19 protein-coding genes are annotated in these 22,848 nt (G+C 59.0%); 10 read left to right on the forward strand and 9 right to left on the reverse strand.

The genetic code is table 11. From position 1 onward, the window contains the following. Nucleotides 1-103: 103 nt before the first annotated feature. On the reverse strand, nucleotides 104-2,032 hold the full coding sequence (locus ACZ9BX_RS31190; protein WP_476223095.1) for an adenylate/guanylate cyclase domain-containing protein: 1,929 nt from the start codon (nucleotides 2,030-2,032) through the stop codon (nucleotides 104-106). A gap of 268 nt (nucleotides 2,033-2,300) precedes the next feature. Here ACZ9BX_RS31190 and ACZ9BX_RS31195 point away from each other — a divergent pair, with 268 nt between their 5' ends. Together ACZ9BX_RS31195 and ACZ9BX_RS31200 are read left to right on the forward strand one after the other, a co-directional pair. Beyond that, nucleotides 2,301-2,786 (forward strand): VOC family protein, encoded by a 486-nt coding sequence (locus tag ACZ9BX_RS31195; RefSeq protein WP_476222131.1) that lies wholly within the window; start codon nucleotides 2,301-2,303, stop codon nucleotides 2,784-2,786. Then, nucleotides 2,783-3,004, forward strand: a complete 222-nt coding sequence (locus ACZ9BX_RS31200) for a DUF4287 domain-containing protein (protein ID WP_132565903.1) — start codon at nucleotides 2,783-2,785, stop codon at nucleotides 3,002-3,004. The genes ACZ9BX_RS31195 and ACZ9BX_RS31200 overlap by 4 nt, the downstream gene beginning before the upstream one ends. A 371-nt stretch (nucleotides 3,005-3,375) precedes the next feature. On the opposite strand, the gene ACZ9BX_RS31205 is transcribed toward ACZ9BX_RS31200, so the two are convergent. Continuing rightward, on the reverse strand, nucleotides 3,376-4,731 hold the full coding sequence (locus ACZ9BX_RS31205) for a hypothetical protein (protein WP_476222132.1): 1,356 nt from the start codon (nucleotides 4,729-4,731) through the stop codon (nucleotides 3,376-3,378). Between the two features lie 901 nt (nucleotides 4,732-5,632). Here ACZ9BX_RS31205 and ACZ9BX_RS31210 point away from each other — a divergent pair. After that, on the forward strand, nucleotides 5,633-5,911 hold the full coding sequence (locus ACZ9BX_RS31210) for a DUF7957 family protein (protein WP_476223096.1): 279 nt from the start codon (nucleotides 5,633-5,635) through the stop codon (nucleotides 5,909-5,911). A 254-nt stretch (nucleotides 5,912-6,165) separates the two neighbouring features. Here the strand turns inward: ACZ9BX_RS31210 and ACZ9BX_RS31215 are convergent, their stop codons facing one another. Next, nucleotides 6,166-6,492 carry a GYD domain-containing protein gene (locus ACZ9BX_RS31215; RefSeq protein ID WP_027509547.1) on the reverse strand — a complete coding sequence of 109 codons (327 nt, stop codon included), beginning with the start codon at nucleotides 6,490-6,492 and terminating at the stop codon, nucleotides 6,166-6,168. Nucleotides 6,493-6,973: 481 nt separating this feature from the next. On the opposite strand from ACZ9BX_RS31215, the gene ACZ9BX_RS31220 reads away from it, so the two are divergent. Continuing rightward, nucleotides 6,974-8,980, forward strand: a complete 2,007-nt coding sequence (locus tag ACZ9BX_RS31220; RefSeq protein ID WP_476222133.1) for an ABC transporter ATP-binding protein/permease — start codon at nucleotides 6,974-6,976, stop codon at nucleotides 8,978-8,980. Between the two features lie 268 nt (nucleotides 8,981-9,248). On the opposite strand, the gene ACZ9BX_RS31225 is transcribed toward ACZ9BX_RS31220, so the two are convergent. The 3 genes from ACZ9BX_RS31225 to ACZ9BX_RS31235 form a co-directional block, all read right to left on the reverse strand. After that, the gene (locus ACZ9BX_RS31225) at nucleotides 9,249-10,031 is read right to left on the reverse strand and encodes an ATP-binding cassette domain-containing protein (protein ID WP_132565915.1); all 783 of its coding nucleotides are present in this window, start codon (nucleotides 10,029-10,031) and stop codon (nucleotides 9,249-9,251) included. After that, entirely contained in the window at nucleotides 10,024-12,279 is a 2,256-nt protein-coding gene (locus ACZ9BX_RS31230; RefSeq protein ID WP_476222134.1) for an ABC transporter permease, read from the reverse strand. The genes ACZ9BX_RS31225 and ACZ9BX_RS31230 overlap by 8 nt, the downstream gene beginning before the upstream one ends. Nucleotides 12,280-12,367: 88 nt before the next feature. Next, on the reverse strand, nucleotides 12,368-13,450 hold the full coding sequence (locus ACZ9BX_RS31235; protein ID WP_476222135.1) for a substrate-binding domain-containing protein: 1,083 nt from the start codon (nucleotides 13,448-13,450) through the stop codon (nucleotides 12,368-12,370). A 202-nt stretch (nucleotides 13,451-13,652) separates the two neighbouring features. Here ACZ9BX_RS31235 and ACZ9BX_RS31240 point away from each other — a divergent pair, with 202 nt between their 5' ends. Continuing rightward, the gene (locus tag ACZ9BX_RS31240; RefSeq protein ID WP_476222136.1) at nucleotides 13,653-14,294 is read left to right on the forward strand and encodes an alpha/beta hydrolase family protein; all 642 of its coding nucleotides are present in this window, start codon (nucleotides 13,653-13,655) and stop codon (nucleotides 14,292-14,294) included. A gap of 264 nt (nucleotides 14,295-14,558) precedes the next feature. On the opposite strand, the gene ACZ9BX_RS31245 is transcribed toward ACZ9BX_RS31240, so the two are convergent. Continuing rightward, on the reverse strand, nucleotides 14,559-15,548 hold the full coding sequence (locus ACZ9BX_RS31245) for an AraC family transcriptional regulator (RefSeq protein WP_132565927.1): 990 nt from the start codon (nucleotides 15,546-15,548) through the stop codon (nucleotides 14,559-14,561). Between the two features lie 438 nt (nucleotides 15,549-15,986). On the opposite strand from ACZ9BX_RS31245, the gene ACZ9BX_RS31250 reads away from it, so the two are divergent. Continuing rightward, a complete protein-coding gene (locus ACZ9BX_RS31250) occupies nucleotides 15,987-16,724 on the forward strand; it encodes an SDR family oxidoreductase (RefSeq protein WP_476222137.1) in 738 nt (245 codons plus the stop codon). Here ACZ9BX_RS31250 and ACZ9BX_RS31255 read toward each other — a convergent pair. Together ACZ9BX_RS31255 and ACZ9BX_RS31260 are read right to left on the reverse strand one after the other, a co-directional pair. Then, complete coding sequence (locus tag ACZ9BX_RS31255; protein WP_476222138.1) at nucleotides 16,675-17,610, reverse strand: LysR family transcriptional regulator; 936 nt, start codon at nucleotides 17,608-17,610, stop codon at nucleotides 16,675-16,677. The two genes, ACZ9BX_RS31250 and ACZ9BX_RS31255, sit on opposite strands and share 50 nt — an antisense overlap. A gap of 137 nt (nucleotides 17,611-17,747) precedes the next feature. Continuing rightward, nucleotides 17,748-18,542, reverse strand: coding sequence for a class I SAM-dependent methyltransferase (locus tag ACZ9BX_RS31260; RefSeq protein ID WP_476222139.1), 795 nt, complete (start codon nucleotides 18,540-18,542; stop codon nucleotides 17,748-17,750). Nucleotides 18,543-18,664: 122 nt separating this feature from the next. On the opposite strand from ACZ9BX_RS31260, the gene ACZ9BX_RS31265 reads away from it, so the two are divergent. The 4 genes from ACZ9BX_RS31265 to ACZ9BX_RS31280 all read left to right on the forward strand — a co-directional run bounded on the left by ACZ9BX_RS31265 (nucleotide 18,665) and on the right by ACZ9BX_RS31280 (nucleotide 22,836). Beyond that, nucleotides 18,665-19,795 (forward strand): ABC transporter substrate-binding protein, encoded by a 1,131-nt coding sequence (locus tag ACZ9BX_RS31265; protein ID WP_476223097.1) that lies wholly within the window; start codon nucleotides 18,665-18,667, stop codon nucleotides 19,793-19,795. 91 nt (nucleotides 19,796-19,886) lie between these two features. Then, nucleotides 19,887-21,023 (forward strand): ABC transporter substrate-binding protein, encoded by a 1,137-nt coding sequence (locus ACZ9BX_RS31270; protein ID WP_476222140.1) that lies wholly within the window; start codon nucleotides 19,887-19,889, stop codon nucleotides 21,021-21,023. After that, a complete protein-coding gene (locus tag ACZ9BX_RS31275) occupies nucleotides 21,023-22,090 on the forward strand; it encodes a FecCD family ABC transporter permease (RefSeq protein ID WP_476222141.1) in 1,068 nt (355 codons plus the stop codon). Before ACZ9BX_RS31270 ends, ACZ9BX_RS31275 begins: the two co-directional genes overlap by 1 nt. After that, nucleotides 22,084-22,836, forward strand: a complete 753-nt coding sequence (locus tag ACZ9BX_RS31280; protein WP_476222142.1) for an ABC transporter ATP-binding protein — start codon at nucleotides 22,084-22,086, stop codon at nucleotides 22,834-22,836. The genes ACZ9BX_RS31275 and ACZ9BX_RS31280 overlap by 7 nt, the downstream gene beginning before the upstream one ends. Nucleotides 22,837-22,848 lie beyond the last annotated feature (12 nt).

The raw sequence follows: 22,848 nt of genomic DNA on the forward strand, positions 1-22,848 counted from the left end.
GCAGGAAAGTTAGGGGGAGGAGAAAAGCGGCCGTTACAGGACCAATGTTGCGGGTGTTCGCTGGTGCTGGAGCGATCAGCGGCTCGCAAGCGCGTTGCAAGTTCTATGGCTGCCCGAGAGCGTTCGCCTTCCCGGCCCCGCATTCCGGCAGTCGCACAGGTTTGGCGAGTTTCGCCAGCGCCTCGGGCTTGGAGCACGCCGGGAAGCCAGCTAGCGGCATCGTCTTTATGAGCCGATTGCGCTCCACTGTGCTCAGGCCGGGTTCACTGATCACGCTCTCAACAGTCACGTCCGGGTGCTGCTTGAGAGCTTCTATAGCTGAAGCATTCGCTTCATCGGTTCGGCCAAGGGCCGCGAGGGAGCTGCTTCGGACCACCCAAGTCCACCTTTGATAGTTGTCAGGCGTCATGCGCTCCAGCATCTTCACCGCGTCCTCATACCGGCCCGCCATAAAATAGGCAGGTGCGAAGAAGTTGGACGTCCACATCGGATAGTTCGGGTCGAGGCGCATTACCTGGTCGACCATTTGCGCGCCGCGTTCGGGTTCACCGAAGCGTGCTGCATAGCCGATGTAAAAAGTCAGGATTTCGGACGAACCCGGAGCCAGGCGAAGGGCTGTGTCCAGCTCAGATTTGGCGCGGCCCATGTCGCCCTTTTTAGCAAGGCTCATGCCAAATACCGCATGTGCTTCAGCGTCACTCGGATCAAGCCGCACCGCGCGTTCGGCCGCCTGGCCCGCCGCCTTCCGGTTGCTCTCAGGATCGCCACCGAACGCACCCAATAGATCATGAGCATGGTACAGCTCTACCCAGGCCCGTGCCAGCCCCGGGTCCAGCTCGACGGCCCGGTTTAGAAGCGTGATGGCCTCCTCCTCATCCGCTTTGGTGAGCTTTTCAATCCTCTCGGACCCTAGAAGATAGTAATCATAGGCATTGAGGTTTTCAGGCCGTTTACGTTTGGCTGCAGCCCGCCCGGCCTCTTGAATCAGTCCCACTCCCCCGCCGAGGCGGTTGGTGACCTGCTCTGCGATTTCGGTCTGAACGGCGAACACGTCCTCAGCGGGCCGGTCCCAATTCTCCGACCAAAGATGATGGCCGGTTTTTGCATCGATCAACTGTGCTGTGATCCGTACCCGGCCCCCCTGCCGCTGGATCGAGCCTTCCAGTACAAAGCCGACATGGAGCGCATTTGCGACCTGGCGGGCATCCACCGGCTTGCCTTTATAAACTTCCGTCGAATTCCTCGCCACGACCTCGAATTCGGGAAACCGCGCGAGGTCGGTGATGATGTCCTCAGTCAGGCCATCGGCCAGACGCCCGCTAGCCTCGTCGCCGCCATAATTGTCGAAGGGCAGCACTGCCACCGACGGCTTGCCGCTCAAAGGTTCGGGCTGCAAGAACCACCCGACCCCGCCGCCCGCCAGAGCAAGCGCCACGATCGACGCTGTAGCCGTCTTGGCCCAGCGCGGTATCATTCCGAGAAGCGGGCGACGCGTCCGTTTGCCGTCGAGTCTCAGTCGATACATCCGCACCGGGCGGCTGATGTTCTTGACCTGCTGCTCGCCGGCGAAATCGAGGGGCCAGTTGAGTTTGCCCTGGAGATGATCGTATGCCGTCCCCGACACCATCACGCCGCCAGGCTCGGCCAACTGCTCCAGCCGCGCGGCGACATTTACCCCATCGCCATACACATCGCCGTCCACCAACACCACATCGCCCAGATTGATCCCGACGCGGAATACGATGCGCTCAGGCTCCGGCAGGCCGGCGTTGCGCGCCGCCACGGCATTCTGAAACTCCGCGGCGCAGGCAACCGCATCAACCACGCTGTCAAACGCGACGAGCGCTCCGTCGCCCATCAGCTTGACAACGGTGCCATGGCGCTGGGAGATGGCGGGATTGATCAGCTCGGCGCGGATGGCCTTCAGTCGCTTGATGGTACCGGCCTCATCGGCCTCCATCGCCTTCGAGTAGCCCACCATATCCGCCGCCAGGATCGCCAGCAGCTTCCGGTCGAGCTCGGAGATACTCATCATCGTTACCTTGCATGAACATGCAATTGTGACGGCAGTCTACACCCATCGAAGCGCCGCAACTAGCACATCGCCAAGCGGCATGTCTGCTTGTGGCGCAAGGAGGCGGAGGTTGCCTGTCTGCCGATGCGTTTGGCCTGCGCAAAACGACATGGGTTAAAAGAGAGCAGCGATTTTGATCATGATGTCGGATCGGTGGCGGCTGGTGCGTCATTGTATCATCAGGTCGGCTCCCGATCTGAAGGACAACGACCAGGAGGACGACACGATGTCTAAGAACACCATTTGTCTATGGTACAACAAGGACGCTGAGGAAGCCGCCCGCTTCTATGCCGATACCTTCCCAGACAGCAAGATCGGAGCCATCATCCGCGCGCCCGGCAAATACCCCGACGGAGAAGAGGGAGACGTGTTGGTCGTCGAGTTCACGGTGGCAGGTGTCGCGTGCATCGGATTGAATGGCGGCCCCACATTCAAGCACAGCGAAGCCTTCTCATTCCAGATCAGCACTGAGGATCAGGAAGAAACAGATCGCTATTGGAACGCCATCGTCGGCAATGGCGGTCAGGAAAGCGAATGCGGCTGGTGCAAGGATAAGTGGGGAGTATCCTGGCAGATCACACCTGGCATTCTAATGGACGCGCTTGCAGCAGGTGGCGAACAAGCAAAGCGCGCATTCGACGCGACGATGACGATGAGGAAGATCGACGTAGCTGTGATCGATGCGGCACGAAAAGGGGATGACGCGCTATGACCACCGAGAAGATCAAAGGACCTGCTTCCTATTTTCCATCAATCGAGAAGAAATACGGCCGTCCTATCGATGACTGGCAAGAGCTCGTGCGAAAGCACTATCCTGCGAAGCATATGGAACTTGTCGGTATGCTGAAGAGCGAGCACGGAATGGGCCACGGTCATGCAAATGCGGTCGTGGCGCACACTCTCGCGGAAGACAAGCGGGCAGCCTCTTAACGGAGTGTGGTGCGAGGCGAAACATCTAGTCTGCTTCCGGCCCGAAGCGGACACTCCAGTGGACCGGAGTTCCGCGATAGCGTGGGCTCCGGAGCCGTTCGCGGAAGCGGGCGTTCTGGGATCGGCCGACGCCGAACCGTTCGGCAGTTTCTGTTATTTCAACGACAGCAGCATTCGGCGCTGCAAGGTAACAGTCCATCTGATGCAACTGCGCTTGACGGCAAACTCCCTTCCCGCGAGGATGACACGCAAAGCCAAGTAGTTTTCCTTGGACGAGGCCATGAGAGAGGCAAGCCAGCCGGGGCTGATAGAATTGCTGGTAAAGCTCGCACGATGGCTCAACTGACGTCGAACATGGTTGGATGGCTAACTTAGCGTTGCGTTGCCGCCGGAGCGGGACACACGCTGCAACTCCTCTCGAGCTTTTCCAAAGCGCCAGCACCGGCCCAACCCTTAAAGCCGTATGCGTCAACGCGTTGCTTGATCAGGCAGCAGTCGGCGCGACCGGCAAAGGCAGGCTCAAGTGGCTCGTCAGTCCAAAACCTTTCTGCAGGATTCCAGTAGCCCAGAACATCAAGCAGCGACACGCCGAAGTAGTACTCGTCTGCATAGGAGTCCGAGTAGCCTGGATTGTACCGATAGGTGCCGTCGGCGTTCAGGGTGTTCTCGAATGACCAGCGCAACATCTGGCGGATCTCATCGCGGGCCGTCTTGCGCTCCTCCTCGCTCATGTGCGGCCAGCCGAACTTGAAGATCGCCGCAACATCATAGAGGTTGTGGTTGTTAAACTTGCCGGCGCTGCGCCATCCGTAGGGATAAGGATCGTCTTTGATGGCGAGGGTCGTCTTAATGATCTGCGGCCAATGATCCACCTCGCCCTTGCTGTATCTCACTACGTGAAACGTCATGCTGAGGTCGGCGGTCTTGCGTATCTTGCCATCGATCACGTACCAGGCTCCCCAATAGCCAGTTTTAATATCCTGTGACCCGTGGATAAAGAACCAGGCAGCCTCGCGCATTGCATCCCAGTCCATGTTCTCGTCAAGCGCGACATAGCCGGCAAGAATATCCTGGAGATTACGCTTGTAGGCTGCCGTCGAATAGCTCGTCATCACGCTGCCCAACTCGCCGCGGTGGTCGATACCCGTGTTTTCGATGTCCGAGATGAGCAGGCCCTGCAGATAATTGATGAGGTCACGTCCGGTGGTGAGCCGCGGGCGCAAGCGATAGCCAGGGGGGGTGCCCCCCTGGCTTGTGAGAAGGCCAACCGCCGTCGCTGTCGCGCCAACGCGCATGAACCATTGATCGTAGCAGAGGCCCCAGAAGCCATCGACCGGCGATTGCTCGGTGGCAAAGTCCTGGCTTTTGTCCTGTAAGCTCCGCTCGATGCGATCCAGCTTGTCCTCGAGTGCTTTCCAGTTTGCTGTATAGCCGAGCAGCCACTTTGCCTCGAGATACATCTGCTCCGAGCATTGCAGCGTGTTGCCTGCAGCCTGTTCGCCGGTGATCCTTCTCTCGAGGGCTTCGAGGCGCTCCGCATAATGCTGGCGCCGTTCGCGATAATGAGGGTCGAACACCTCGAACTCGCGAGCAATGACGTCGCGCATGTCGCCCTTGTCCGCCAACGCGGCTGACGGGGAGCCGCTGAGTATTGCGGCTCCCGCAAGCACCAGCAGCATCTGCCGAAGACCTGCGGCAATACGGCGACCGTTCAGCGTCTCTGCCATTGTCCCCTCCACATCCACCAAGTGGTCCCGCACCCGCGACGGCGGCCCCAGCAGCTTTGTCTAGCGGGGACCGCCCACGCGCAGAGGGACGAGATTTGCGTTCGAAGACGTCAAGACAAAATTATACTTCCAGCCCACGAAAAGAAGAAGAACTTACTACGGCGGGCGCAAAGCCCCATGACGATATAAAGAAGCGAGCTGCCGGCGAATGCATCCGATACTCGCGATGTCGCAGAATCGGGACTTTCGCAATTGTCACAATGACAACTGTTGGCCCATTCCGGTCGCTTTCGGCCCAATGCGGAAATACGCGTTATCTGCCGCCCCACAAAAATTCGAAAGCTTCCAATGGCAGCAGGCTGGGACCGTAAGTAGCTTCCTCGTTCTTCTTCCTGCGGCCACCAAGGAGCCAATGCCTCACCGCTAGACCGAAGCAGGCCAACGCCATCCAACCCCCAAAAAACAGCAAAAACATCTCATGCACGGAAGCAAAGCGAGAGCGCAAAGACGACAAGCGCTACGCGATAAAGCAACAGATGATCCGCGATGAAAGTCTTGGCGGCCGAAAATGCCTCTGTTGGAATTGAGGCGATTGCCATTAACAAAAACACCAGCGTGGCGGCGGGGACAAATACGTATAAGACAAGCATAAGCAGCACCCAGCAAAGTGACTTGCAACTATAAGGCAGAGCGTCGATAGAAATCAACTTTATACGCTTGACAGCTTCTGGCGCTTCGCTGCCATTGCGATGGCGCCAGTCGTGCCGAAGCGGCCATCCAAAGACCGCCGATGGCAGAGCCCAGTCTCGTCAAATCGACGCGCCACGAGACCGAGTGATAATTGGCGAATCCGCAAAAATCTGCAATGCTGACGGGAACGCTAGGCAACGATGAGGGACTGATGTCAGGCCGAATAATTGACCGCGTTGATCTTCCGGATAACGCGGGCAGCGTCGTGCTTTACCACTGGGAAGATATGAGGGACGGCGACAACCTCGTGAGGCGAAATTCAGACGATGAGGTTCTTTGGAGAACTGCCCCTCCGATGAAAGACATGCAGGACTGTTTCACCGCGATATCATGGGACGGCAAAGTCCTCATCGCCAATACGTGGAGTTGCTACCGCATTGGTGTAAACCTACAGAACGGCGCAACTACGGTTCTGGGCTTCGCAAAGTAGATGCTTGCTGAGTTTCAGGTCCTAGCAATAAGAACCCAGCCCCTCACCTGACCTTTAGTCTTCTCAAACCCCGAATTGGCGCGATCCTTATGAGGTGCTGTCGCCAGTGGGCGCTTCACTGCCATGAGCCAAGTCGCCTGTCGGCCCATTGCGGACCCTTATTGCCTCCGGCGCAATCCACAGAGAGCTTGCGCCGGGGACGAGACACGCGCGAAGCACACGTCTTCAACATGGATGGAAACCAGGTCCGCCGCCTACGCTGCCGGTGGACGATACCGAATCGACTTCGCCTTTTCCAAGGCCTCGATCGTATCCTCGACGCTGAGGAGGACAGTGGTCTCAATAGAGCTGAGCGCTCCTCCTGCGCCGATGGCAAGCGCGACAGCCGCCATCGACACGTTATCAGGCGCCTCCCACAGATTCCAACCATCATGCTCGCCAAAGGCGTACCAGAATCCATGGAGCTTTCCGCCCACCGATTCAATGTAAGTACGTGCCGCCTCTCGGCGATCCTCGGGGTTTTCGATCATGCGCGCCCATGTCTCGGGCGTGTAGCTGAAGCGCGTGAGATACATGGCCATGGTCTACCTCCTCTGTCAGAACAACAGTTAACGCTCAAGCCCGGGAGAACGCGAGTCATTTCCAATGTGCGGAACCGGCCTCCCTGCCTGTTTGGTTCGCAAAGAGGCAAAGACTAGTGGCACGTGTCGCGAGAGTGAGGGGCAGGATGTCGCGGGAAGCCGCCTTACGTTCATTGAGGACGTAATAACTACGGGAGGAGCGGTACCGGACGCCTACCGGATGGCCGCCGACGAAAGGGCTCAAGGTCTTGCAGTTGTCTTTGCTAGCCGTGGTGAAGCTGCCCCTCACATCAGTGATGTGCCCGAAATTGCTCTATTCTCAGTATACACGCATGCCGACTTGGCCAATGCGCAATGTGGCTTGGTGTCCCGGAGCCTTGTGAGTTCGAGCGGCGACCGCCTCATTTTCTCGAGAAGCTCTCCGATGCCATTCGACACCGGCACCATGAAACCTTTTGATTTTTAAGCCGTTATCGTGCGTATGGCCGACGCTAAATTCAATCCGAAATCGGTCGACGGCGCCAACCCGCACGGTGCCGAGAAGTCGCGCCAAGAGAAGGCATCGACTGTCGAGGTCGCGCCGCCCCCAAATGTAAACGAACCCGATACAGAGTTGACGCCTGAGGAGGCCGAGCAGGCGCGCAAGAGGTATTTGCTAACGCGTTTCTGGATCAGCGCGCGCGGTTACTGGAGTCGCGGCGGCGATAGGCTCGCTTGGCCGTGCTCAATCGGACTATTGACCCTGATCGGCATCAATGTCGGCTTCCAGTATGGAATCAATGTCTGGAATCGCGCAATTTTTGACGCCATAGAACAACACAATGCCCGCACCGTATATATTCTGAGCGCTATATTCCTGCCACTGGTGTTCGGAACCATCGTCCTTGTCGTTGCACAAGTCTCCCTTCGTATGACCATTCAGCGCCGCTGGCGTTGCTGGCTCACTACCGCAGTCATCGCGCGTTGGCTCGCAAACGGCCGTTACTATCAGTTGAACCTCATCGGCGGCGACCACCAAAACCCCGAAGCGCGCGTCGCGGAAGATTTGCGGATTGCCACCGAATCACCCGTCGATTTCATCGCGGGTGTCATTTCCGCATTTCTGTCGGCCACGACCTTCATCGTGGTGCTTTGGACGATCGGCGGAGCCCTCAGTCTGACAATCGCAGGTTCGACCGTCACTGTTCCTGGCTTCCTCGTCATCACCGCGGTACTCTATGCCGCGATCACGTCAAGCTCGATGGCGGTCATCGGCCGCCATTTCGTCCACGTCTCTGAGGTCAAAAATCAGGCGGAAGCCGAATTTCGCTACACGCTGACGCATGTACGGGAAAACGGCGAGAGTATCGCATTGCTCGGCGGTGAAGAAGAGGAGCGTAACGACGTCGAGAAGACGTTCGCCAAGGTGCTCAGGCAATGGGCGCTTCTTGCGCGCCAACACATGCGCACAGCGCTTGTGTCGCAGGGGTCGAGCTTGTTTGCGCCAGTCGTGCCGGTTTTGCTTTGCGCTCCAAAGTTTCTCGAAGGCAGCATGACCCTTGGACAGGTGATGCAGGCTGCCTCGGCCTTCGCCATCGTTCAAAGCGCGTTCGGATGGCTGGTCGACAACTACCCCCGTCTCGCCGATTGGAACGCCTGTGCACGCCGCATCGCTTCGCTGATGATGTCGCTCGACGGGCTCGAGCGCGCGGAACAGAGCAACGCCTTGGGACGCATCAAGCGCGGTGAAACCGAAGGCGATACGATGCTCAGCCTAAACGATCTCTCCGTGTCGCTTGACGACGGTACCGCCGTGGTCAAGGAAACCCAGGTCGTGATCGAACCAGGCGAGCGGGTGCTCGTAGCCGGAGAATCCGGTTCAGGCAAGAGCACGCTGGTGCGGGCCATCGCAGGTCTTTGGCCGTGGGGTGACGGCAGCGTCAATTTCCACGCCGACAGACAACTGTTCATGTTGCCGCAACGGCCTTATATCCCTTCCGGGCCGCTTCGCCGCGCAGTCGCCTATCCCGGCGCCGCCGATAGCTGGACGCTGGATGAGATCAAGGCCGCCCTCGAGAAGGTGGGACTCGATTATCTGAACGACAAGATCGAGGACGACGCGCCATGGGACCAGACGTTATCGGGTGGCGAAAAGCAGCGGCTCGCGTTTGCGCGTCTCCTGCTGCACACTCCCGATATCGTCGTGCTGGATGAAGCAACGTCAGCACTCGATGAGAAAAGTCAGGACAAGATGATGGAGATGTTGATCCATGAATTACCGAAGGTCACCATCATAAGCGTAGCGCATCGAGCTGAGCTGGAAGCCTTCCATAGCCGCAAGATCACATTGGAGCGGCGCGAGGGCGGCGCAAAGCTTGTCAGTGATATTGATCTTGTCCAGCGCAAGAGAAAACGGAACTTGCTGCTACGCCTTTTGGAGAACCGGCACTCCTCACAGAAAGGGGGCACGACCTCGAGTAACGCCGCGCTGCCCCAGAACAGAAATTGAAGTCCGCCCGGTCGGGGTTCCCGGAAGGTGGTCGAGCCTGCCTTTGGAAGTCCAGGGCCATTAGTTGCGCAAAGCCGCCCTTTTGAGCGACCTTCTCTAGCACTAAGGAGCGCTATCTAAAAAAAGGTGCGGGCTCGATTGAAATTCGATAACGAAATCAAAGCCACGTTTTTGGGTGGTGCGGGCAACTAAGCTATTGCAATTGGCCGATAATCGCACAATCGCATCGCCCACCATTCATCTTGTTGAAAACATTAAAAGCAGCCGCTCAAACTCGCCGTGCCTCATCGGCTGTCAGTGCATCCTCTCGCGTGCCCGACACGATGATCTCAAGAACCTCATGCTCGTCGGTGTTCTTGATGTAGCGGTCGCCGACATATTCGCCGCGCTTCAGCACCATGACGCGGTCGCCGACAGCGAAGATATCGACGAGCCGATGCGAGATGATGATTTGTGCAACCCCCTGCTTCTTTAGCTCCAGCATGGTTTCGAGCAGGCGCTCGGTCGCCATCACGGAAAGGTTGGCTGTCGGCTCGTCGAGAATCACGACGCGCGGATCGAAAGAAATCGCGCGGGCAATCGCGACGGATTGCTGACGGCCACCCGACAGGCTTTCGACCTTCTGATACACGGAGTTCACGTCGACCTTGAGCCGTTTCAGCACGTCGTCAGCTTCCGCATACATTTTGCGGCGATTGACGAAAGGGCCTTTGAGCGGCCAGCGGCCTAGGAAGATATTCTGGCCGACATCCATGTTTCCGCATAGCGCGAAGTCCTGGTAGATCATCTCGATGCCGACGTCGCGGCTTTCGTGCGGGCTCTTGAAGTACGCCGGTTTCCCGGCAACGAAGATTTCGCCGGCATCACGCTGATAGGCGCCGGTCAGGATCTTCATGAGCGTCGATTTGCCGGCCGAGTTGTCGCCGACTAGGCCGAGTATCTCGCCGGGATAGAGCACGAGGTCGACCTTGCGGAGTGCCTGCACCGCCCCGAAGGCTTTCTCGATACTCCGCATTTCCACGATCGGTTCGGGTCGTGTTATGTCAACCATGAGCGATTTCCTTGCCCCTGCGCGCTCTTGCGAGGCGGGCTAGCAGGTGTCCGAATATATTGGCTTGGCGCACCCATATGTCGATCAATACCGCAACGATGAGGATGAGGCCGATGAAGACGTTGATCCAGTGCTGCGGCATATTGAATCCCTGTACGTTGAGCTGCATGAGAGCCCGCACGAGCGTAATCACCGCCGCGCCTGCGAGTGCGCCGATCATCGTGCCGTAGCCGCCGAAGATCGAACCGCCGCCGATGATGACGGAGGCGATGGCGTCAAGCTCGCGGAACTGACCGGCAACCGGGTTGAAGCTCCGAAAATAGGCGATGTTGATGATCCCGGCCATGGCTGCACAGAGTGCTGACAGCATGAGAGCGATGAAGCGCACCCGGTTGGTGTGGATGCCGGCATAGGCGGCGGCGCGGACGTTTCCGCCAGTGGCACGGACCTTGTGTCCGAACGGCATGTAAGCGAGTACGACGCCGGCCATCAGGGCGACGAAACACATCCAGATCGTCTGGACGCTGACGACTTCGGCTACCGTGCGAAGGATGCCGGGCGGCAACGAGACGCGGAAATGGAGGAGGATATCGTTTACCTTGCGGCCAATCAGGTTGTAGCCTTCCGGCCAGCCCGCCAGCTGCTGTCCGGCGACGAACCAGGCGGCCAGCCCGCGTGCCATGTAGTACATGCCAAGAGTGGCGATGAACGCTGGCAACTTGAAGCCAACCGTGACGACCGCATTGACGAAACCCGCGGCCATTCCCGCAAGAAGGCCCATGGCGATTGCCGTGATTGGATCGGCGCCGAGAACTTTCAGGAAGTAAGCGGCAGTGCTCCCGGCAAGGGCAAGGACGGATCCGACGGAGAGGTCGATATCGCCGGCGGCGATAACATAGGTGAGCCCGATCGCGATCAGCGCCAACTCGGTATAGTTGAGCAGGATCGCGAAGCTGTTCGATAGGTTCCACCAATAGTCGGGCCTGAGCGCAACACCCGCACACCACAGCAAGACAGCCAGGATGATAGCGAGCGAATCGCGCCGGCCAAGAAACCTTCCGAAGGTGGTCGGCGACATTGCCATGTCCGTCGCCATTGCTCCTTTGGTCTGAACGCCTTCGAGCGCAACGCCGCCGATTTCGTAGGCCACCGGCGGCGGCTTGCCGCGAAGCCACGCCCAGAAACGTGTTGCAAGCTGGCGCCGAATGAGATGGGGTTCGATCAGCACGGCGATGACGAGAAGTAGTCCGATGAAAACCGGCACCGCACCGACCGGCAGCGAAAAGATCGCATTGACCGTAATTTCCTCATCGCCGATTTTGATAATGCGCGTGATCGGCCAGCCCTCGCGCAGAACCTTGTCGAGAAGGACAACCAGTAAGGCACCGAGGCACGATCCGGCCACGCGGCCGCGGCCGCCAAGAATTGAAGCGCCGCCTATGATCACTGCGGCGATGACCGTCAGCTCGCCACTGACACCGTAAAGCGGCGTGACGCCCTTATCCTGGGCGGCGGACATCAGGCCGGCGAGCGTCGCGCAAAGCGAGGAGATCAGGTAGGCCCGGATACGCACCCAGTTCGTCGGTATGCCGGCATAGACCGCTGCCTGCTCATTGCCGCCTGTGGCGAAGGTTTCGTATCCCCAGCGTGTCTTGGCCAGCACAAGGGCGCCGATCACCGCGACAATGGCAAAGATCACAATTTGGTTGTTGAAACCGAGGATATTTGTCTCACCAAGGTGGAAGAACAGCGGATATTCTTTCGCCTTGCCAGGATAATAGATCGCCTGGCCGTGGGTGAGCGCCAGTACGAAGCCGCGGCCTATAAAGAGAACCGTCAGCGTGGCGATGAATGCAGGCACCTTCAGGGTCGTGACAAGCAGGCCGTTGGCGAGGCCTATCACAACACCTAAAATCATACAGATGATTATCGCCGTCAGGACATTCAGGTCGAGAACGTTGGATGCGAACAGCCGGGCAAAGACGACGGCGACCAGGCCATAAGTGGAGCCGACCGAGAGATCGAGATCCTTGTTGACGATGACGAAAGTCATGCCGACTGCGATGATGGCCACACGCGAGGTATCGCGAAGTAGCGCATGGAACGCCTCCGCCGATCCGAAGAAGGTGGGATTGACAACCGCGCCGCCGAGATAGAGCAGCAAGAGCAGCCCAACGAGCCCCACCTCCCAGCCGCCGATCAGCTGGGATGGTGCGCGGTCGGGCGGGGTCGTCGCATTAGGCTCCATAAGCTTCTTCTATCCGGCTTTCGAGACACCGCGGGCTGCGGGGAGCGCGCGCGCCCTCCCCCAGCGATCTGGAGCATTGCGCGTGACATCAATTCTCGAAGCGTTTGCCGACATCTCCCACAGTCTCCTGGGTCACGAGTTGGGCACGCGTATCGAGATTGGCCGCCGCGATGCCGCGATCGATCTGCAGATAAAGCTGCATGACCGGCCAGAAGCCTTGCAGGAACGGCTGCTGCCCGAGCGCGCCGGTCAGGTCGCCGCTCTTCAATGCATCCTGCTGAGCCGGACCGAGATCGAAGCCGTAGGCACAGATCTTGCCAGCCTTTCCGGTCTGGGCGACGGCCTTGGCAAGGGCGGGCGTGAAGACGTTGTTGCCGGCGAAGGCGCCGACCACATCGCCGCGCGATTCAAACAGCGTGACGATACCGTTCACCGGATCATTCGGGTTGGTGTCGATGCCGGTGTTCTCCGGCCCCGCATCGACCTTGAAGTTCTCCAGCTTGCCCGCGTCCTTAAGTCCTTTGACGATCGCGTTGAAAGCCGATGTCACACGGTTGTTCACCTCAATGTTTCCCATGGCCGTCGACGAGGGCAGCACGATCGAACCTTTCTCGATGCCCTTGTCTGCCAGACACTTGACGAGCGCCTCGCCGGCAATCGCGGCCGCGGACGCGTCCTGCCCGGTATGGCTCAGGCTATTGCGGTTGAGAATGGTTCCATCGAAGGAATTCGTCGTGGCAACCGGGATGCCCTTCGCTTCGGCGGTTTTGACGATGTCGTTATAGGCGCCGGCCTGCGGCGTTGTCATGATCAGCCCGTCGATCGTCGGGTCCTGCACGATCTGGTTCAGGATTTCGATCTCGCGGGCAGGATCGTCGGTCGGTGATTCCGAGCCTAGCAGCAGGATTTTGGCGCCGATCAGGTTGCCGGCAACCGTCGCGCCGACATAGACAGGGTCGAAGAATCCATTGCCAGCCGTATGCGTCACAATCGCGAATGTCAGATGGCCGTCGGCCGAATGGAAATCCTTCGTGCCTGCCGCCTCCTTCGCGGCTTCCTCGAAGCCGTAACCGCCAACCGCTTTCTCGACGCTGCCTGATTGCGCGAAGGCAAACGAGACGCCGAGCGATACCGTCGCGGTCGATGCCGCGAGCAACAAAATTCGCCTCATAATTGGTCCTCCCTGACCCAGAATCGGAGTCATCCGAGCGCACTTATCGAGTTGTTCGAATGCCCCTCTCCTCGTAGTTGCTAACATTCTAATATGCTGCGCAAATCTGGTGGAAGTAAATGGCGAACTCATCGTATTGGCGAATTTATTCTCGTCCGACGCGTCCGATGACAAAGTCTGGCCGGCCGTCTATGAATCAGCGATGCAAAATAGCCTTTTGATAAACGGCCCCGACGACGCCGAGTTTACAGTCCTGCTTGCGCATGGCGCTGGCGGGGCGATGGATTCGGCGTCGATGACGGCTGCGGCTGAAGCTCTCGCGGCCGGCGGTTTTCGGGTCGCCAGGTTCGAATTCGCCTATATGGCGGCAAGGCGAACGCCCGCGGGCCGCAAGCCGCCGCCCCGCGCCGACAAGCTCATTCCGGAATATGTTGCCGCAGTCGAGCGGCTCGGCACGCGCGGCCCTTTGATCATCGGCGGAAAATCGATGGGCGGCCGCGTTGCCAGCATGGTTGCCGACGAGCTATTCGCCAAAGGCAAGATCGCCGGGCTCCTCTGCCTCGGCTATCCGTTTCACCCCCCAGGCAAGCCTGATGAGCTTCGCACGAAGCATCTCGAAACGCTGAAGACGCCGGCTCTGATCGTCCAGGGAACGCGGGACCAGTTCGGCACAAGACAGGACGTTCAAGCCTACGAGATATCCGACAAGATAGAACTGGTTTGGCTCGAAGACGGCGACCATGATCTGAGGCCCAGAAAGAAGATATCAGGCTTCTCGTTCGCCGACCATCAGGCGAGCATGGCGGCGGCCGTCAAAGGCTGGGCATCTTTGCTGGCACCATAGCCTTGGCGGCGCACCGCCGCGGTGCGGGCGATGTACGCATAGCGAATTCCCTATACGAAACACGCAGGAAAGTCAGAAATGAACCGGCAACAAGGGGCCGAAAGCATTGATGTTCGGCATTCGGCCGGGCAGGTTTTAGCGGTGAATGCGGCGGTCGTGATAGCCGCCAGCTTGAGCATCGGCCGCCCATCGACCACCCCTATCTCGATGGGCGGTCCCCGTGAGCACTAGTCACATTTCGATAGCCGTGAATTTGCCTGGCCGTCACTTTCCGGCTCTTGCGAACCGGCGTGTCTCCGTCGGCATTTCCCCGAACGTTTCTCGGTAGAGGATGGAGAAGCGCCCGACATGCCTAAAGCCCCACTGCCGGGCGATATCGGAGATCGGTACGCCGTCCTGGTGGCCGAGAAGGAGGTCTTTTCGCGCGCCCTCCAAGCGAAGCTGGCGGAGGTAGTTCAATGGCGTCGTATTCTTGAATTGCTTGAACGCGGCCTGGAGGGCGCGGGCGCTGACACCTGCATCGCGCGCGATCTCCTCGACGCTTACGGCCGTTGCGATGTTGGCCATCATGTAGTCGATGGCCCGCTTCATCTGCCGCGGCATGGCAGGCGACACGGGGCGTTCCAGCAACGCCGAATAGCGATGCGGCACGTTTTCGAGAAGCGTGACCATGATCGTTCGGAAGAAGAACTCCGTGGAACGCGCCGAGATGGTAACCGCCGATTCGCTTATCAGATTGTTCCACAGCAGCTGCACCATCGCGGCGAGTTTCGCACCCGCACCCGAATGTGCATCGTACTCGGCAAAGAGCTCGATATCGTGGATGACCGGCGCATCGAGAAGTTCGCTAAGCTGGCGGGTGACGGACTGGCGGCTGAAAGCGATTCCGATGTGACTGCGCTCGTTATGCAGCCGCAGTATGTTGGCCTTTGAGAGGTCTGCAGCCAGAAGCGTCCCGGGCGTCGACGTGAGCTGATGACCGCCGCCAGTCATCTCCATCGCACCCGCTATCGGAACATAGAGCACGTAGGCATCCGGCGGCTCCAAGAAATTGACTTCCATTCCAGACAGGCACAGGCCCGACCAGATGTCGAAATCTCCGATGGAGAAATGGGTATCTTCCACCGACATGGTACTGCTGCGGTCGATCGGGCTAACCTGGACCGGCTTCAACGTATTGGCATAGTGTTCGCGCAGTTCATCAACGTTGGCTTCGAAGATGCTGAAACGGGAGGCGTGCAGGTTGCCGGTCATCGTCTAAACTGGCCGGAAACAACGGATGCAGTCACACGCAACTCTCCAGGATTAGGCGATGCTTTGACCGAGGCAGAATAGACGGCTGCGCCGCACAGAGATTCACGAAGAATGCGCCATTCTCCCCGATTGACAAGTCTCCTCCGACTTGTGCGGCTGCGTTTGCATTAATATTATTTTATGCACACATTAGTGTCTTCGTAAATATCTGGCTCGATTGAGCTGTATCCAGAGAACGAATGGAATGTCCGCTGCGCGTTGGATTGTCATGGGACAATCTCGAAGTTGCGACGAGCCCTGGCCAGGTCATACATCGGATCCCAAATACCTTTTGCGCATCATCGGGGCTTCCGATGATGCTATCGCTTTTCCCCGTTTTCTCTCTTTGACCTTCTCTGCCAATTCTCGTCTGCAGTGATCACCGGCAGGAGTAGAGACATGGCAACGGCTGAAATTTCGAATTCAAGGATTTTGATTGTCGGCGGCGGTTCTGGAATGGGCCTGGCGCTAGCAAAACGCTCTCTCGCCGCCGGTGCGGAGGTCATCATTGCCGGACGGAACGCCGATAAACTGAGACGCGTCAGCGAGGATTTACAGAACCCCGAGGCGCTTCGCACGGCCGCGATCGATATAGCACACGAGGATCAGGTCGCCGATCTGTTTCGGCGGATCGGTTGGTTGGACCATATCGTCAGCACGGCCGCCGATATCGAAGGAGCCTACGAGCTGCTGCCTTCGCTCGATCTGAAGGCCGCGCAAAGGGTCGTCGAAAGCAAAATTTACGGACCGCTGCTGCTGGCAAAGCATGGTGGTCCCCTGCTCTCCGCCAACGGCTCAATTACCTTCACCTCCGGTATCGCGGCCTATCGTCCATCCGCACGCGGATCGGTTGTTGCTGCCGTCAATGCGGCGCTGGAAGGATTGGTCCGGGCGCTTGCGGTTGAACTCGCACCAATTCGTGTCAATGCGATCTCTCCCGGCTGGGTCGACACACCCATCTGGACAGTCGTTGCCGGCGACAAGAAGGACGACACATTGAGCGCCATGGCAGAACGGCTGCCGGTCGGACGCGTGGGACGGGCGGACGATATCGCCGACGCTATCGGCTTTCTGATGGGCAATGGCTTCACGACAGGGACGGTATTGCATGTCGAGGGTGGGCATCGGCTGATTTAGCTGGCGCAAATCTTCCGCTCGCGGCTGCCAGCAACAATCTCAGGGCCGGTGGCTGAACACGTCTGCGCCGCCAGATCATGACAAGCAAAACTGCTTGCATGCCCGGCCAGGACACCTCACTTACTTCGCCGCGGCAAAGGGCCTCGACGACCGCAAGGCGCGGAACCAGGCTTAGGCCCGCGCCCGCCGCCACCAACTGTGCAATTGCGCCTATGCTGCCAACTTCGGCTCCAATCCTCGGTGCCGCTGCGCCTGCCTCTTCAAATGCCTTCTCGAACAGATACCGGTAGACGCATCCGGCTTCAGTCGCCACGAAGCTCGCCGAGGCGAGCGTGGCCAAGTCCGGTTTCGTCGATGCGAATTCACATCCAGGAGGCGCAATGAGGACCAATCGCTCTGCGGCAATTGCCCGTTTGGCGAAACGTTCGTCAGGGCCGCTTTGATCAAAGCAGAAGGCGGCATCGATTTCGCCCGCTTCGAGCTTTCGCCGCAGATCACCGCTGCCGGCGACCTTCAGCTTGATATTGATGTCAGGATGATGGTGCTGAAATCCGGACAGCCATCTTGGCAGCTTCACCGAAGCGATCGTCTCAAGCGCACCGATCGTTACCGACCCAGCTTTTTGCGCACAGACTGCCGCTACGGCGGCGCGGGCTTCGTCTGACAGCATCAGTATGTCTTCGGCATAGGAACTTAATACTTGGCCTGCCGGCGTCAGTTCCAGACCCGACCTCGATCGGGTAAAGAGTGCCGTGCCGAGTTCAGCTTCCAGGGACTGGATCTGATCACTCACGCTCGATTGGGCGAGATGAACTTCTTCGGCGGCCCGGGTGAAATTTCGTTGCCGGGCGACTGCGAGGAATGTCTTGAGGAATCTGGGATGCATCGACGGACCGAAGTGTCAGAGCCACAGCATAAGCATAAAACGCTGGGACGACGCTTGCCACACCGCTTGTGTTGCCGTCAACCTATTGCGACCATAAAGGACCAACGCCCAGCCATCCCCACGTTGAACTCAAAGAATTATCGAGGTTTACATGCGCTTATCGCGTAGCGGTGCTGCAGGCCTCTCGAAAGCGCCTTGAGGTAGTTCCAGTGGCGGGCCTGGGCTCTGTGCACGTCCCGCAGGTCTTCGTCGATCCGGACATCTTGGTAGCCAGCGTTCTTCAGAAGCGCGGCGATGCGGTCGGCCCGCGCGCCCTTTGAGAAGTAGACCCGTGACAGGATGCTCGTATGGATCTCGGCCATGCCGGGCGCATTCATCGGATCGGCCTTCAGAAGGCCGGCACGTTCGAGCAATTTCATCACCCGCCTCACCAGCCGACCGGCAAAACTGGCGCTGACGAAATCGCCATCGACGATCAGCAGCGTCCCGCCAGGCTTCAGCACACGTATCCATTCCGCAAAGGCTTTTTCCGGATCGACCAGTGTCCACACCAGATGGCGGGTCACGATGACGTCATAAGCGCTATCCGGTTCCATGGTGTTTTCGACATCCGCCATATGGAAACTGATCGTGCGGCCACGGCTATTGGCTTTGGCACGGGCACGCTCCAGCATCGGCTCGGCCCAGTCGAGGCCGGTCACCTTGAAGCCGAGATCGTCCATGAGATGGGAGATGACGCCGGTGCCGCTCGCAAGATCGAGCGCACGGCGTCCCTCTCCGGGCCCAAGATGCTTCACGATGAGCCGATGCCAGGCTTCCCGTTCCAATTCGCTGAAAATTTCATGACCCGGCGACCGGTCGAAAGTCTCGGCCCGGGCCGACCAGTAGGCCTTGATCTCGTCACGAAGCCCGTAATTCTCACCGCCTGCCATTTGTCCGTCCACTGCCATCGTCCCTGTCAGTCTCAATTTGAAATCGTTCTAATAGATATAACTTGACGATTACATTCATAAAATAATAGACGGCATTTCAGTTTTCCACGGAGTGAACATTGATGCGCATTACAGGCAAAGCGGCCGTTCTTGCAATGGGCCTTGTCGTCACCGCGGTCTGGCCGGCACTTGCCGACATGATCACCGTCAAGGACGTCACCGGGCGCGATGTCCAGGTGAATGCGCCGGTCAAGCACATGATCCTCGGTGAGGGCCGGCAGATCTATTTTCTCGCGGCACTCGATAGGGAGGCACCCTTTCAACATGTCGTCGGCTGGCGCGATGACCTGCCGAAGGCCGACCCTGAATCCTACGACGCCTATCTCGCGAAATATCCCGAAATCGCCAAGTTGCCGACCTTCGGTGGCATGAAGGACGGCACCTTCGATATCGAACAGGCCGTTGCGCTGAAGCCCGACGTGATCCTAATGAATATCGACGCGAAAACCGCGACCGAAGAAGCCGGATACATCGAAAAGCTCGGCAAAGTCGGCATTCCGCTCGTCTATGTCGACTTCCGCGAAAAGCCGATGGAGAACACCGAACCCAGCATGCGCATCATGGGCAGGCTGATGGGCAAGGAAGCGCTCGCCGAAGACTTCATCAAATTTCGCGCCGACAGCATCAGCCAAGTTGCCGATGTGCTTCAAAAGGCCAACCCGCCGAAGCCTGTCGTCTTCGTCGAGCGCGCCGGCGGCTATTCCGAGGATTGCTGCATGTCCTTCGGCAACGAAAATTTTGGCAGGATGGTCGAAATTGCCGGCGGCACCAACATGGCCAAAGACATCATCCCCGGCACGTTCGGAACGGTCAATCCGGAGCAGATCATCGCGTCCAATCCGGATCAGGTCATCGTCACCGGCGGCAACTGGGACAAGTATGTGCCTGGCGGCAACTGGGTTGGCGTTGGCTATGGCGCGGATCTGAAGGAAGCTCATCGCAAGCTCGAAGCACTGACCAAGCGGCCCGCCTTCACCGGCGTCAAGGCCGTCGCAGACAATAACGTTCATGCGATCTGGCATCAGTTCTACAACAATCCCTACCAGTTCGTCGCTATCCAGGAGATCGCAAAGTGGCTTCATCCGGACCTCTTTGCCGATCTTGATCCCGAAGCGACCTTCAAGGAACTGCACGCCCGCTTCCTGCCGCTTGACTACAAGCCGGGATATTTCGTCTCGCTGAAGGACGAGTGAGCATGAGTAACCGGGCCGGCGGCGCTGAAGCGAACCGCCGGCCCCGCCCATTTCTGTCGCCGATGCGATTCCGCGTCGATAGGAGCGCCCCATGCGGTTTTCTGCAATCCGACACATCGCCGCCGTCCTTCTTGTCCTGGTTTCGGCACCCGCCATTGCAGCCGAGATCACCGATGTTGCCGGCCGCACGCTCGAGATCGACCTGCCGGCAAAACGCGTCATCGTTGGCGAGGCACGCCAGATCCATGTCATCGCCCCCCTCAAGGGTGACAAGACCTTTGATCAGATCGTCGGCTGGCGTGATGATCTGATCAAGAAGGATCCAGACAGCTACGCAGCCTATGCGGAGGCCTTTCCGCAGATTACCGACCTGCCGCGTTTCGGTTACCTGCCGCAGGGCGAATTCAGCCTCGAAGCTGCAATTGCGCTTTCACCCGATGTCATCACCCTCAACCTCGAAGCTGAAAAATCCGCCAAGGAAAGCGGTTTCGAGGAACAGGCAGCCGCCGCCGGTATAAAAATCGTATATCTCGATTTCCGCCTCGATCCGGTTCGCAACACCGAGGCGTCGATCGAACTGCTCGGCCGACTGTTCGGCGCCGAAGATCGCGCCGAGGAATTCATTGCCTATCGGCGCGCTGAAATCGCCCGCGTGACCGACAGGCTCGCAAAGATCAAGGACCTGCAGCGCCCGAACGTCTTTGTCGAGCGGGCGCCGGGCATTTCCGGGGAAAACAACTGCTGCCGCACCTTCGGGCCGGTCAATTTCGGTGCCATGGTGGAAGAGGCCGGCGGCCACAATATCGCATCCGATGTCCTTGCCACGACCTTCGGCGATCTCAACCCAGAACAGCTCGTCGTGTCCGATCCCGAACATGTAATTGTCACCGGCTCGAACTGGAAAGCCGAATCCGACATCAACCAGTTCGTCCCGGTGGGTCGTAATGCGGATATGTCGCTCGCACGCGATAGGCTCACAAAGCTGATGACGCGCACGCCCTTTCCGGCGCTGAAGGCTGTCAAGAACGGACAGGTTCACGCCGTGTGGCACCAATTCTACGGCGCACCATACGAATTCTATCCGATCCAGCAGTTCGCGAAGTGGTTTCATCCCGAGCTGTTTGCCGATCTCGATCCCGACGGGACGTTCAAGGAATTCCACGAAAAGTTCCTTCCAGTCACCTTCAAGCCTGGGTATTTCGTGTCGCTGGAACGAGGATCGAACTGATGGCCGAGGCAACAGAAACACTTATCGAACCGGCGGGGCGCGAGCGATATCGCGCGCTTGCGGCACGCAGAATCCTGATCCTCAGCGGACTGGTTGCCGCGCTGTGCCTCAGTGTTGCGGCCGACATGGCGCTTGGCCCGGCGCGTTATGGTCTTTCGGAGGTGATCTCGGCAATCTTCAGCCCCGGCGACGTCGCAAACCAACTGCGGGTCGTCATCTGGGATATCCGCATGCCCATCGCGCTGATGGCGGTCACCGTTGGCGCCTCGCTCTCGGTCGCCGGTGCGCAGATGCAGACGATCCTCTCCAATCCGCTGGCAAGCCCCTTTACGCTGGGCATTTCGGCGGCCGCCAGCTTCGGCGCAGCACTCGCGCTCGTTGGCGGTGTGGCCCTGTTTCCCGGCGCCATCGAATACATGGTGCCGCTGAATGCCTTCGTGATGGCGATGGTCGCTGCCCTCTTCATCCACTTCGCGTCAACGATGCGCGGCGTCAGCGTCGAAACCATCGTACTGCTCGGCATTGCCCTGGTCTTCACGTTCAACGCGGCCCTCTCCCTCCTCGAATATCTGGCCTCCGAACAGGCGCTTGCGGCGGTCGTCTTCTGGACCATGGGCAGCCTGACGAAGGCCACCTGGGCCAAGGTCTATTTCACCGGGGCCGTACTTCTCGTCACCGTACCTCTCTTCATGAAGGATGCCTGGGCGCTGACTGCCCTTCGCCTCGGCGATGACAAGGCAGCCAGCATGGGCGTCAACGTCCGCCGGCTGCGGCTGCAGACGATGATGATCGTCAGCCTACTTGCGGCAATTCCGGTCTCCTTCGTCGGCACCATCGGCTTCGTCGGGCTTGTCGGACCGCACATCGCCCGCATGCTGGTTGGAGAAGACCAGCGCTTTTTCCTTCCTGGAGCCGTCATCTGCGGCGCACTTCTCCTGTCGGTGACGTCGGTCGTCAGCAAGATGCTCATTCCCGGTGCGATCCTTCCGATCGGCGTGATCACCGCGCTGGTCGGCGTTCCCTTCTTCTTCGTCCTCATATTCAGCAACCGGAGGCGCGCATGGTAGCGCTTGCGCTTCAGGACGTCGGCGCCGCATACGGCCGCAGGACGGTGCTTTCCAGCGTTAGCACGGACCTGCTCCAGAGTGGCAGCGTGACGGCGGTGATCGGCCCCAATGCCGCGGGCAAATCGACATTGTTCAAACGCATCGCCTCGTTGATCCCCGGGCCGGGGCTTGTCGAGCTCTCCGGTACGGAGCGCGGACCGAGAACGGTGTGCTACATGCCGCAGGATACCGGAGCCAACGCGGTGCTGACGGTCTATGAATCGATCCTATTGTCGGCCAAGCAGGGCAGCGGCTGGCGCGTTCACGACGATGAGCTCGCGGAAATCGACGTCGTCCTGAAAGCACTGCGGATTGAGGATCTCGCGTTCCGTGAGCTTGGAGAGCTCTCCGGCGGGCAGCGGCAGTTGGTCTCGCTGGCGCAGGCGCTCGTGCGCCAGCCCGAGGTTCTTCTCATGGATGAGCCGACCTCGGCGCTCGATCTGCATCGCCAGGTGGATGTCCTTACCTTCATCTCCGATCTGGCCGCACGCAAGGGCATGATCGTGCTGGTCGCTCTCCACGACCTCAACCACGCTCTTCGTTACTGTCAGAATACGATCGTGATTGCTGACGGTTCGATGGCGATCAGCGGCGAGACATCGGCTGTCATCACGGCCGAAATGCTCCGCGACATCTACAAAGTGGCGGCCCGCATCGAAACCTGCTCACAGGGACGAGCGCTCGTCATCGTCGATAACGCCATATAGGCAGCTGAGCTT

The sequence above is a fragment of the Rhizobium sp. USDA 3886 genome (assembly GCF_056279785.1).

Coding starts and splice junctions, on each gene's coding strand:
- ACZ9BX_RS31270 (WP_476222140.1), top strand. CDS start 19,887: ATGCGGTTTTCTGCAATCCGACACATCGCCGCCGTCCTTCTTGTCCTG.
- ACZ9BX_RS31210 (WP_476223096.1), top strand. CDS start 5,633: ATGTCAGGCCGAATAATTGACCGCGTTGATCTTCCGGATAACGCGGGC.
- ACZ9BX_RS31195 (WP_476222131.1), top strand. CDS start 2,301: ATGTCTAAGAACACCATTTGTCTATGGTACAACAAGGACGCTGAGGAA.
- ACZ9BX_RS31280 (WP_476222142.1), top strand. CDS start 22,084: ATGGTAGCGCTTGCGCTTCAGGACGTCGGCGCCGCATACGGCCGCAGG.
- ACZ9BX_RS31265 (WP_476223097.1), top strand. CDS start 18,665: ATGCGCATTACAGGCAAAGCGGCCGTTCTTGCAATGGGCCTTGTCGTC.
- ACZ9BX_RS31190 (WP_476223095.1), bottom strand. CDS start 2,032: ATGAGTATCTCCGAGCTCGACCGGAAGCTGCTGGCGATCCTGGCGGCG.
- ACZ9BX_RS31235 (WP_476222135.1), bottom strand. CDS start 13,450: ATGAGGCGAATTTTGTTGCTCGCGGCATCGACCGCGACGGTATCGCTC.
- ACZ9BX_RS31275 (WP_476222141.1), top strand. CDS start 21,023: ATGGCCGAGGCAACAGAAACACTTATCGAACCGGCGGGGCGCGAGCGA.
- ACZ9BX_RS31250 (WP_476222137.1), top strand. CDS start 15,987: ATGGCAACGGCTGAAATTTCGAATTCAAGGATTTTGATTGTCGGCGGC.
- ACZ9BX_RS31220 (WP_476222133.1), top strand. CDS start 6,974: ATGGCCGACGCTAAATTCAATCCGAAATCGGTCGACGGCGCCAACCCG.
- ACZ9BX_RS31215 (WP_027509547.1), bottom strand. CDS start 6,492: ATGGCCATGTATCTCACGCGCTTCAGCTACACGCCCGAGACATGGGCG.
- ACZ9BX_RS31240 (WP_476222136.1), top strand. CDS start 13,653: ATGCAAAATAGCCTTTTGATAAACGGCCCCGACGACGCCGAGTTTACA.
- ACZ9BX_RS31205 (WP_476222132.1), bottom strand. CDS start 4,731: ATGGCAGAGACGCTGAACGGTCGCCGTATTGCCGCAGGTCTTCGGCAG.
- ACZ9BX_RS31230 (WP_476222134.1), bottom strand. CDS start 12,279: ATGGAGCCTAATGCGACGACCCCGCCCGACCGCGCACCATCCCAGCTG.
- ACZ9BX_RS31200 (WP_132565903.1), top strand. CDS start 2,783: ATGACCACCGAGAAGATCAAAGGACCTGCTTCCTATTTTCCATCAATC.
- ACZ9BX_RS31260 (WP_476222139.1), bottom strand. CDS start 18,542: ATGGCAGGCGGTGAGAATTACGGGCTTCGTGACGAGATCAAGGCCTAC.
- ACZ9BX_RS31245 (WP_132565927.1), bottom strand. CDS start 15,548: ATGACCGGCAACCTGCACGCCTCCCGTTTCAGCATCTTCGAAGCCAAC.
- ACZ9BX_RS31255 (WP_476222138.1), bottom strand. CDS start 17,610: ATGCATCCCAGATTCCTCAAGACATTCCTCGCAGTCGCCCGGCAACGA.
- ACZ9BX_RS31225 (WP_132565915.1), bottom strand. CDS start 10,031: ATGGTTGACATAACACGACCCGAACCGATCGTGGAAATGCGGAGTATC.